General features: G+C 46.6%; 1 protein-coding gene. It reads left to right on the top strand.

All coding sequences use genetic code 11. The annotated features are described in order from the left end of the window. The first annotated feature begins 73 nt into the window (after window positions 1-73). Window positions 74-1,251, top strand: a protein-coding gene (locus FJM67_RS17315) for an IS3 family transposase (protein WP_140591937.1) whose coding sequence is annotated in 2 segments (ribosomal slippage) — window positions 74-341 and window positions 341-1,251 — 1,179 coding nt in all. Because the reading frame shifts where the segments join, the coding sequence is not laid out codon by codon here. Window positions 1,252-1,259 lie beyond the last annotated feature (8 nt).

The raw sequence follows: 1,259 nt of genomic DNA, 5'->3' as shown, positions 1-1,259 counted from the left end.
TGTAGTGGCATAGTGAATTTGGCCACCTGAATAGAGGTGTTAAAATGCACCTCTCAACTAAACAGGTGACACTATGGCAAATCGTACAAGACGCACATTCAGTGCTGATTTTAAACTGGAAGCAGCAAGGCTTGTTGTTGAGCAAAATTATTCTACCGCGGATGCGGCAGATGCTATGGGAGTGGGTAAATCCACGATGGATCGTTGGGTGCGACAGCTTAAACAAGAGCAGCAAGGCGTCTCTCCTAAAGCGTCTCCAATGACACCAGAGCAAATTGAAATTCGCGAGCTAAAAAAGAAACTGGCTCGTCTTGAAGAACACAATGACATACTAAAAAAGGCTACCGCTCTCTTGATGTCGGACTCGCTGAACACTTCTCGATAATCGAGAAACTCAAGCAGAGCTTTAGCGTGAAGACCTTGTGTGATGTCTTCTGCGTTCACCGTAGCAGCTATAAATACTGGCGACAACGTTCGAAAAGGATATCGCCCAACGAACTCAAGTTGAGGGGTTTAATCAAAGAACACTTTAAAGCTAGCAATGGATCCGCTGGGGCAAGAAGCATCGCGGACATGGTGACGACGCAAGGCATGCCGCTCTCGCGTTATCGAGCCTCCAAACTCATGAAGTCACTTGGGCTGATAAGTCGTCAGTTACCCGGACACCGCTACCGTAAAGCGATGCAAGAACATATTGAGATACCCAACTATTTAGATAGACAGTTCGATGTTGAGTGCCCCAATCAGGTCTGGGTAGGAGATGTGACGTATATTTGGTCTGGGCAGCGTTGGCTATATCTTGCTGTGGTGATGGATCTGTTTGCCAGAAAGCCAGTTGGTTGGGCGATGTCAACATCACCAGACAGCAAACTAACAGGTAAAGCGCTTACGATGGCGTATGAATCACGAGGCAAACCGAAAGGGCTGATGTTTCACAGTGATCAAGGTAGTCATTACACCAGTCGGTATTATCGTCAGCTACTGTGGCGTTACCAAATAAAGCAAAGCTTATCTCGTCGAGGTAACTGCTGGGACAATAGTCCGATGGAGCGTTTCTTCAGAAGCTTAAAATCCGAATGGGTGCCGACACTGGGCTATCAAAGTGCTGTTGAAGCCCAGCAAGAGATTACACATTACATAACAGGATATTACAGCCAGCTCAGACCTCATCGGCATAATGGTGGTTTATCTCCTAATGAGAGTGAGCGGCTGTATTGGAAAAACTCTAAAACCGTGGCCAGATTTACTTGACCACTACA

The sequence above is a fragment of the Maribrevibacterium harenarium genome, assembly GCF_006385675.1.
In the GTDB taxonomy this organism is placed as follows: domain Bacteria; phylum Pseudomonadota; class Gammaproteobacteria; order Pseudomonadales; family Marinomonadaceae; genus Marinomonas; species Marinomonas harenarium.
The sequence above is the reverse complement of the archived record's forward strand: the minus strand, read 5'-3'. Positions and strand labels throughout refer to the sequence as shown.